Genomic DNA, 8,364 nt, shown 5'->3' with positions numbered 1-8,364 from the left:
TACGCGCTTGCCGAGGTGTGCCTCTTCTGCGGCGGCATGGATGGCGCGGTTCAGTTGCCGCGTGCTGAGTGGGTCCACCGGATCGAGGCCCGGAAACAGCCATCCGCTCTCGAGCATCCGGCCCTGCGCATGGGCCACCCGCCACCAGACGCGCAGGCGCTCGAGCAGGACCGGCGAGAGCATCGCGTAGCGGTCGCGGCGGCCCTTGCCCTGCTCGATGCGCAGCGTCATGCGCTGGCTGTCGACGTCGCCGACCTTCAGCGCCACCACTTCGCTCGCACGCAGCCCGGCACCGTAGGCGACCGACAATGCCGTCTGGTGCTTCAGGTTGCCGGCGGCGGCGATCAGGCGGGCCACTTCGTCGGGGCTGAGCACCACGGGCAACGTGCGTGGCACCCGCACCGGCTGCATGCGGGCCATCAGCTCGGGCTGGTTGAGCGTGATGTCGAAGAAGAACTTCAATCCGGTGATGGCGGCATTCAGCGACACGGGCGAGATGCCGTGGTCGACCAGATGCAGCTGGTAGCGCCGCAGGTCCTCGACCGTGGCGGTGTCGGGCCGGCGTCCGAGGAAAGCGGCGAACTGACGGACCACGCGGACATAACCGGATTGGGTTCCGGGTGCGAGCTTGCGCATGCGCATGTCGTCGATCAGGCGCTGGCGCAGCGGACTGATATCCTGGCTGGTGTGAGTCATGGCTCTGCTCCTGTTGAGGAACGAGGCGGATTGCCTCGTACCCAACATGGAAACAGAGCTGGTTTCCTCTCACCTGCCACCAGAGCTCAATCGGCGCCCCATTACCGCGCGAGCGGTTTCGTGTACGCCCGTGATGGCGTGCCATTTGCAGGGTGAAAGTCCCTGTCGGAGTTGGCCACAGCTCCGTAGCTGAAGGTAACTGCGTCGTCGCGAGGCGGGGTGGGGAGTAACCGGAAGCGAACTGTCGGTCCGTAGGTTAACGAACCTGTTTCGGCGGGGTATGGCGGCGAGCCTGCACGAAAGTGGCGAAGCCTGGAAACAACACAGCACGCTGTCGTGGCGGATAAAGCGGTGCGGTGGCGTACCACGTGGTTGAGGACGGAACGAGGGGATGGTGGCACGAAGCAAGCGGGGAGACCTGTCGGCGAGGTGAACGCTGGCAGGAGTCAGAGTCCCGATAGTACTGCACACGGCAGCGTTAAGTCGTGGAGACCTGCGTCAGAGCAAAAGGCGCACTAGGGAAGCGGGGCAGGAAAGTTGATAGCAAAAGACCGGAAGGAAGCAGAGATGAAGATCGAAGCATCGCCAGTGTCGGAAACGACTAGACGAGATGCAGACGCGCTGGAAAGCTGCGTGCAGCGGAAATTCGCGTCAGCTTCAATCTGGACGGACGCTATGTTGGCTGCTCTACAAAACGGAGTTAGAGGAGGCAAGTGGCATAGTCTGATTGACAAGGTGTTTCGCCTGGAAACGCTCGCGTTGGGATGGGCTCAGGTCGAGAAGAACGCCGGGGCGGCTGGGGTGGACCGCATGAGCGTGGAGCGATTCGCGCAAGCGCGGGACCGATACCTCACTGAACTGGCGCATGCATTGCAGGATGGCAGCTATCGCCCGCAGCCGGTGCGGCGCGTCTACATACCGAAAGGTAAAGGACGTCGCCCGCTCGGTATACCCGCTGTGAAGGATCGCGTCGTTCAAGCGGCCCTGAAGCTGGTGATCGAGCCGATCTTTGAGCACGAGTTCGAGCCGCGAAGCTACGGCTTCCGCCCGGGTCTGGGCTGCAAGGATGCGCTGCGCGAAGTGGACCGGCATGTGAAAGCGGGCTACTGCTGGGTGGTCGATGCCGACCTGCAAAGCTATTTTGACTCGATTCCGCACCTACCCCTTCTCGCAAAAGTGGCCGGGCGAATCGCGGACGGCCGGGTCCTGGAACTGATCCAGTACTTTCTCAAGCAAGACATCATGGAAGACATGACGCGTTGGACGCCGACTTCCGGCAGTCCGCAAGGGGCGGTTGTCAGCCCCTTGTTGGCAAATCTGTACCTGCACGAGCTTGACGTGGAAATGCGCCAGGCAGGGCTGGTCATGGTGCGCTACGCGGATGATGCTGTGGTGCTATGCCGCACACGTGAGGAGGCAGAAGCTGCGCTTACTCGCATGCGGGCTTGGGTAGATGCGAACGGCTTGACACTGCATCCCGACAAAACCCACGTTGGGGATTGCCGGCTGGAGGGTCATGGGTTCGAGTTTCTGGGTTACCGGTTCGAGGCGGGTCAACGTTGGGTGCGCAAGAAGAGCCGCATGGGACTGCGGGATAAAATCCGGGCCCTGACCAGGCGTAACAGGGGGGACTCGATCGCGGAGATCATTGCCTCGATCAATCCACTCCTGCGTGGCTGGTTCGGCTATTTCCAGCACGCCCACCGCTACACCTTCTCGTCCGTCGACGGCTTTGTTCGTCGCCGTCTGCGAGCGATTCTGCGCCGACAGCTTCATCGTCCGGGTCAGGGTCGGTGCCTTCGCGATCATACGCGATGGTCAAATGCCTTCTTCGCTAATCTTGGGCTGTTCACGATGTCCGAAGCCCTTCGATTGGCGCGCCAATCCCGATGTGGAAACAACTGACTGGAGAGCCCGTCGCGGGAAAACCGCACAGCGGGTTCGGAGGGAGCCTTCAGTTTTTTGCAAAAACCGCACACGGACCATGAACCGGGGATCGTCTATCGTCAGATAACGCGTAGCGGTTCCTGGCAGCGTAGCTGAGTCCCCTCTGGTGCATCGGACAACTGTCGGATTGCCCGTGCGGGAGAATAGCTCCGGTCGCGATCACTCGCACATTCTGGTGAGCACGGCTTCCCGCTGGAGAGATTTGTTTTTCCTATGACGTGACCGGGCCAGGGCCACCGCGCGCATTGTGGTACCCAAATGCGGAGGTTCACCATGTTACAGACACTCCCCATGCTCGATCCGTTAGCCGCGTTCGTCGACATCGGCAGTGAACACATGCATGTTTCGGTGGGCGGCAACCGGCCGGAAGTGTTCGGTACCGTTACGTCGCAGCTACACGCGTTGCGCGACTGGCTGCTCGCACAAGGCGTGCATTCGGTCGCCATGGAAGCGACCGGTGTTTACTGGTTACCGTTGTATGGTGTGCTGGAAAGCGCCGGTCTGGACGTGCGCATGGTCAATGGCAGGCAGACTCGCAACCTGCCAGGCAGGAAAACCGATATGGCTGACAGCCAGTGGGGGGCCACGCTGCACATGCATGGTCTGCTGCACGCCGGCTTCGTGCCACCGGCTGACATCCGCCGGCTGCAGGATTACCTGCGCCTGCGCGCCGATCATGTGGCGGCGGCAGCGGGTTGTGTGCAACTGATGCAAAAGGCTTTCGAGCGCATGAACATCAAGCTGCATGATGTCATCTCCTCACTGGCCGGCGTCAGCGGCATGGCAGTGACGCGCGCGATCGTGGCCGGCGAGCGTTCCCCCGAAGCCCTGGTCGCGCTGTGCGACGTGCAGATCCGGCGCAAAAAGGAACAGGCCGTGATCGAGGCCCTGCGGGGCACCTGGGCCGACGAGCACATCTTCGCGCTGGGCCAGGCACTGCAATCCTGGGACCACTACCAGAAACTCATCGCCGATTGCGACAGACGCATCGCCGCAGTGCTGCCGCCGCACGATGAGGCACAGCCGCCGCTGCCCAGGTCCACCCGACAGACCGGCGTCAACGCACCGGAAATTTCCAGGTTGCGCGAGATACTGGCCCAGATGTGCGGCGGACGGGATCTGACGAAGCTGCCCGCGCTGTCGTCCTATGGCGTGCTGCAACTGATCGGTGAGGTGGGTACCGACCTGAGCGTCTGGCCCACTGAAAAACACTTCACCGCCTGGACGGGACTCGCACCGGGCAGCAGCGATAGCGGCAAACGCAGGAAAGGCGTAAAGCGCGGTCGCAACCGGACGGGACAGCTGTTCTGCATGATGGCGCAAAGCCTGGTACGCAGCAGGGATATTGCGCTCGGTGGTTTCTACCGCCGTCTCGCGGCACGCCGCGGCGGCCTGGTGGCGACCAAGGCGCTCGCGCGCAAGCTCGCCGCCTGGTTCTGGCGCGTAATGGTCAAGGGCGACGACTATGTTGAAAAGGGACTCGCGCGCTATGAGGAACAGGTCCGTAAAACCAGGGAACACGCCCTCAAGCGGTTAGCCAGGGAGTTGGGGCGCCAGCTTGTTCCCGTCCCCGGCGTCGCTCAGACAGCTTGAAAACGGCCCAACGCGGGAGGTTCATGGAGAGAGGGGACGGCGATCGCCGTTTCCTACCCCTATCCACTGGCAACGTTTCGGACACTGATCAGTCAAGAGGCCGGGCGCGCCGTCGCGAACCGCTCAATCAGCATGCGGGGCAGGACCAGTCCCACGGTCATGGCCAGGATGATTAGGAACGCCGTAGCGCCGTTCGCAACGACGGCGGGGACAAGGTCGGCTGACGCACGCGGTCCGCTGGCGACCAACTCAAGCAGCGTTCTTGCGGCGTGGAACAGGAAGAAGCCCGGCATCATCGAGACGACCGCAGAGAAGCCGACGGCGGCGAAGGGGAGGCGTAGGCGATCGACGATCGGCGCGACGATCAGGCCGACCAGAAGACAGGCGAAGAACGCCGCTGTCACCACGTTGGCGCTCAAGATCGAGATGAGCGCCCAGCGCGCCGCGTGCGCCAGCATGCCGACGGCGATTGGCAGGGGCAGCAGGCGCCACGGCATCGAAAAGAAAGTCCCGAAGCTCGCGACGGCGAATCCTGCGGCGATGACATCGGCGGCGAACGGCGCGGCCACGGACGGTCCGGCGTGAAGCGCGCCGCCGGCGGCGGCCGTCCCGATCAGCAGGCCCGTACAGATCATAAGCACGATGAGACCGGCATAGGTCAGGCGTGCGACGCCCAGCGTGATCCGTGTGCGAGCAAGGTCGATCGCACCGTTGAGAAGATGCGGGCCGGGAACCAGCACCATGCAGGGGCAGAACGCGACGAGCGATTGCGCGTCTGAAAGGTGGAGGCGACTTGCGACGGCGCCGATCACGCCGGCGACCATGGCCGCGGACAGCGGTTCGAGGAAAGGATTGCTGCCAAGCTTCCCCTGCCAGCGACGGACAAGGGCTCCGACGCCGGCGCTCAGGGCGATCACAACCAAGCTCGCCACATCGTACACGCCGAAGATCACGCCGAGCGACGCCGCGCCGATGGCCGCGAAGATAGCGAAGCGAAGTATCCCGACGGGCGGAATGCGCCCTGCCGCTACAAGCGCCGGACGTGCGGCTGCCTTCGACATGGCGCCGTCGCACACTTGACGAATTATCGTCTGGACAGCTAGGACCTTGCCCATGTGTACGCCTAGCGGCGCGGCCGGGACAATTTCCGAGTAGGAGGTGTGGTCAAGCTCGACCACGAGTTCGTCCCAGTGCGGCAATACTCTGACTGGTACGCCAAGCGTGCGCCCGAGTTGCTGCCCCGCGACGACAGTCATTTCCGTGGTCTGTCCGTGCGTGAACAGGAGCGAGGCTGCCAATGCGATGGTGTCCACTTCGTCCATGGCGCCCTGCAGAGGGATGGCGTCTTTGTTCATACCGCCTCAAAGGATTATATCCGTCCGGATACCCGGGATTACGGCGCTGGATGCTCGCGTGCAGCCGCCTGGATCAAGGATGTATTGAATGTTTGGCCGCGGAAAGACGCTGGGCAGGGCGAAAAAACAATAGTGTATATTTCCGAGCGATATTCCGCATTCTTGGGCCCGAGATCGGGCTCGAGCAGCTCAGACAGAGCAGCTTGGCGTTGGGTGACGGTCGATCGGCCAAAAGCTAAGCCGATCTGGTCATGGGGGCGCGTATCCGGGCGCGCGGTGTCGATGGCCTCGAAGGTCAATTCGTCCAAGGTCGTCGCGGTGCGCTGATCGTCCCTTCGTAGTTGGCGCCGACGGTAAGTCCCTTGTTCATCTCCTGCGGCTCTTCCAGCGGGTTTGGAGCGGAGTTTCTGCCACCGTCTCCGTGTGTTGCAGGTCGACGGTTTCGATCACTGACGTTACGATTGCCGCGATCTGGTGAGCACGTATGACCCGCCCCTCTATGGGCGCGGTAGGCCAAGCAGTCGTTTGCGAATGTCTCGTAAGAACACACAAGAGCAGACGTTAGGAAAATTGGACGGAATGACTCAAACGGGTCGTGTACTGCCGGTCGCGACAAGCAGCGGTTGCGCAAAAACTGGTTCGAACTCGATGGGCGCCGGGGCATAGGCGCGTGGTGCAGCCCGTGCGGCGATACCGCTATCAGCGGCGCGTCAGCCCTACGTTAGAGATCATCTGCCGAAAGCGTTATCCGTTCGCCAGTGCTTGGCAACGCTTTCTGCTCTACCGCCTGCAGAACTCGGCGCTTGCCAAGCTCGAAGGCGAGCATCAATTGTTTTGGGGTCTCGTTCGCAGCGCCGAGTTTTTCGCAAACGGCTTCAGCAGGCAGCGCAAAGGCGCAGTATCCCCAGCCGAAGCCATACGCCGAAAACGGCCCCCTGAATTGCAGAATCCTCCACACCCGCATGAGGTTGTAGGGCCGGACATGCAAGCTCACCGCTGTACTCAGCTTAAACGCATCTACTGGCCCTCTTCTTTGATCGACAGATCGTTTTTTACTGACATCACGCCCGGCACGCCTTTCGCGGCTGCGGTCGCCTTGTCGGACTGCGCCGCATCCGGCACCGTGCCCTCAAGCACTACGGCTCCGCTCGTCGCACGCACATGGATATTCGTAGCCGTGAGATCCTTGTTCTTCACGAGCGCGGCGCGCACCTTTTTGCTGAGTGCCCGATCCGCTTGTTTATTGGACGTCGACATCCCGCCGCCCGACGGCGCCATGGTGGACTGTGCTGGAGCCATGCCTGTGTCGCTAGCCTGACACCAGGCGCCGATGGAAGTCACGGCGATCAATGTGCCGCCAGCCAACTTGAGAGCCTTGAGTGCTTTCATTGTTTTCTCCGGTTGTCACAAGTCGCGAGCGATCCTGGATCGGATCGCTGATCTGCCAGTGCGTTACTGTCTGTTCACGCGGACCGAGGCCGAGTTGCGATCGCACAACCTGTGATGAATCCATATCACTGATCATGGGCCGAGCTACGCTGGCGCGGGTCCGCCTGCAGACATACGATCGCGACATACAGAATATGGTCCCAAATTTCTGTTGTGACAATGAGACTTTGGTCGAATAGGAGGTCAGCGACTTCGGACTTCTAAGAAGATGCACGGAAGCTGAACGACGGCTATGGCCGATGACCTGCCGAGCGACTCGAAGAAGTGAATGACCGCTGCACTCTGAAAGCTGCCGGTTAGATGGCGCCTGGTCCAGCGTCCGGAGTGGGTCGCCTGCGGCCCATCGCGCAACGATAGCGCCTATCCAGATGGCTCCTCCAATGGTTCCTCGATGTACGTCTGCAAGGGGTGGCGTGAGCGCGCTTTTCCTGCCGACACGTTGTATCAGTTGACCGCACCTTCGCATGGCACTGTGAAGTTCCTCTCCCGTAAAGGCACACCCTGGAGATCCGTGTCGATCGCGAACATGCAACTAACCGTCTGGCACCTCTGCATCACCGTCAACCGCAAACCCCGTCTCCAGTTGGGCAAGCAGAAGCTACACCGCTAGTTGTCCAGGCGGCCTATCTCGGCTGCGCGCGCCTGTTCTCCGTCTGTTCTGTAAAATTGAAGACAGGCAACAGGAAGGTCAGGAAATTAAAAGTTCGCAGCTGAATGCGGGAGGTGGAAATCATGGACCTTATTGACCTGATGCCAGCTGTCGCGGCGGACCGGCATGAAATTTCGTTCCGCCTGAGCGGGCATCGCAGCGAGGTCGCCTGTGCGATTACGCGAGAGGCGCTCGAAGCGCAATTCTGGCTGCCCGGAGACGCTGATCAGGTCCGCATGCTCAAGGCATTTTCGGACGGACGGCGCCGCATTATCGCGGTCGCTGAAAGGAAAGTCCGCCTGCGTCCGGGCGAACCGGTCAGGCTCACCGCCGACGATTTCCCGGTCAGGCGCCAGGGCCGGGCTGCCATCGGTCACCAGTCATCACCAGTCAATCCGGTGTTTCTCGTCGGTCTCGCGGTGCCGGCGATCGTCGTCGACGTGAAGATACTGACTGGTCGTCGTCAGTGACGCATGCCCGAGGTTATCGCGCACGAGTCGCAGATCTAGCTGCTGGTCCGCCATGTGGGACCCTGCGCTGTGACGCAGCCAGTGTGCCGATGCCTGTTCGAGGCGGTCGGCGCGCGGCGCATGGTCTTCACCACGCGCACGCAGGGATTGCGCCGCACCGCTGAAAACATCCTTCACGATCCGGTGCAACGCTGCGCGCGTCAGT

The 8,364-nt window shown here is 61.9% G+C and carries 9 protein-coding genes; 3 read left to right on the top strand and 6 right to left on the bottom strand.

What is annotated here, in order from left to right; all coding sequences use genetic code 11:
- Nucleotides 1–696: tyrosine-type recombinase/integrase (locus P0D89_RS49250; protein ID WP_408379142.1), on the bottom strand; the 696-nt coding region annotated here is incomplete at its 3' end.
- 567 nt (nucleotides 697–1,263) lie between these two features.
- Between P0D89_RS49250 and ltrA the strand changes: the two genes are divergently transcribed.
- The gene (ltrA, locus tag P0D89_RS49245) at nucleotides 1,264–2,601 is read left to right on the top strand and encodes a group II intron reverse transcriptase/maturase (RefSeq protein ID WP_408370960.1); all 1,338 of its coding nucleotides are present in this window, start codon (nucleotides 1,264–1,266) and stop codon (nucleotides 2,599–2,601) included.
- Nucleotides 2,602–2,916: 315 nt separating this feature from the next.
- On the top strand, nucleotides 2,917–4,236 hold the full coding sequence (locus P0D89_RS49240; RefSeq protein WP_408371104.1) for an IS110 family RNA-guided transposase: 1,320 nt from the start codon (nucleotides 2,917–2,919) through the stop codon (nucleotides 4,234–4,236).
- Between the two features lie 92 nt (nucleotides 4,237–4,328).
- On the opposite strand, the gene P0D89_RS49235 is transcribed toward P0D89_RS49240, so the two are convergent.
- The 4 genes from P0D89_RS49235 to P0D89_RS49220 form a co-directional block, all read right to left on the bottom strand.
- On the bottom strand, nucleotides 4,329–5,591 hold the full coding sequence (locus P0D89_RS49235; RefSeq protein WP_408370602.1) for a threonine/serine exporter family protein: 1,263 nt from the start codon (nucleotides 5,589–5,591) through the stop codon (nucleotides 4,329–4,331).
- Nucleotides 5,592–5,629: 38 nt separating this feature from the next.
- Entirely contained in the window at nucleotides 5,630–5,899 is a 270-nt protein-coding gene (locus P0D89_RS49230; protein ID WP_408370604.1) for a hypothetical protein, read from the bottom strand.
- Nucleotides 5,900–6,312: 413 nt separating this feature from the next.
- Complete coding sequence (locus P0D89_RS49225; RefSeq protein WP_408370606.1) at nucleotides 6,313–6,585, bottom strand: hypothetical protein; 273 nt, start codon at nucleotides 6,583–6,585, stop codon at nucleotides 6,313–6,315.
- Between the two features lie 23 nt (nucleotides 6,586–6,608).
- Nucleotides 6,609–6,980, bottom strand: a complete 372-nt coding sequence (locus P0D89_RS49220) for a BON domain-containing protein (protein WP_408370608.1) — start codon at nucleotides 6,978–6,980, stop codon at nucleotides 6,609–6,611.
- A gap of 774 nt (nucleotides 6,981–7,754) precedes the next feature.
- Between P0D89_RS49220 and P0D89_RS49215 the strand changes: the two genes are divergently transcribed.
- Nucleotides 7,755–8,159 (top strand): DUF1488 family protein, encoded by a 405-nt coding sequence (locus P0D89_RS49215; RefSeq protein WP_408379139.1) that lies wholly within the window; start codon nucleotides 7,755–7,757, stop codon nucleotides 8,157–8,159.
- Here P0D89_RS49215 and P0D89_RS49210 read toward each other — a convergent pair.
- Nucleotides 8,073–8,364, bottom strand: a 292-nt coding sequence (locus P0D89_RS49210) for a tyrosine-type recombinase/integrase (RefSeq protein ID WP_408370610.1), incomplete at its 5' end; no start/stop codon positions are given. The genes P0D89_RS49215 and P0D89_RS49210 overlap by 87 nt on opposite strands.

Origin of the sequence: Paraburkholderia sp. RL18-085-BIA-A, assembly GCF_046027075.1 — a bacterium.
Classification (GTDB): Bacteria; Pseudomonadota; Gammaproteobacteria; order Burkholderiales; family Burkholderiaceae; genus Paraburkholderia.
Note: the sequence above shows the minus strand (reverse complement) of the source record. Positions and strands in the feature narration are given on the sequence as shown.

What these genes read in the sequence shown, in the direction of transcription:
- P0D89_RS49220 (WP_408370608.1), bottom strand. Translation starts at nt 6,980, where the DNA reads ATGAAAGCACTCAAGGCTCTCAAGTTGGCTGGCGGCACATTGATCGCC.
- P0D89_RS49215 (WP_408379139.1), top strand. Translation starts at nt 7,755, where the DNA reads ATGCGGGAGGTGGAAATCATGGACCTTATTGACCTGATGCCAGCTGTC.
- ltrA (WP_408370960.1), top strand. Translation starts at nt 1,264, where the DNA reads ATGAAGATCGAAGCATCGCCAGTGTCGGAAACGACTAGACGAGATGCA.
- P0D89_RS49240 (WP_408371104.1), top strand. Translation starts at nt 2,917, where the DNA reads ATGTTACAGACACTCCCCATGCTCGATCCGTTAGCCGCGTTCGTCGAC.
- P0D89_RS49235 (WP_408370602.1), bottom strand. Translation starts at nt 5,591, where the DNA reads ATGAACAAAGACGCCATCCCTCTGCAGGGCGCCATGGACGAAGTGGAC.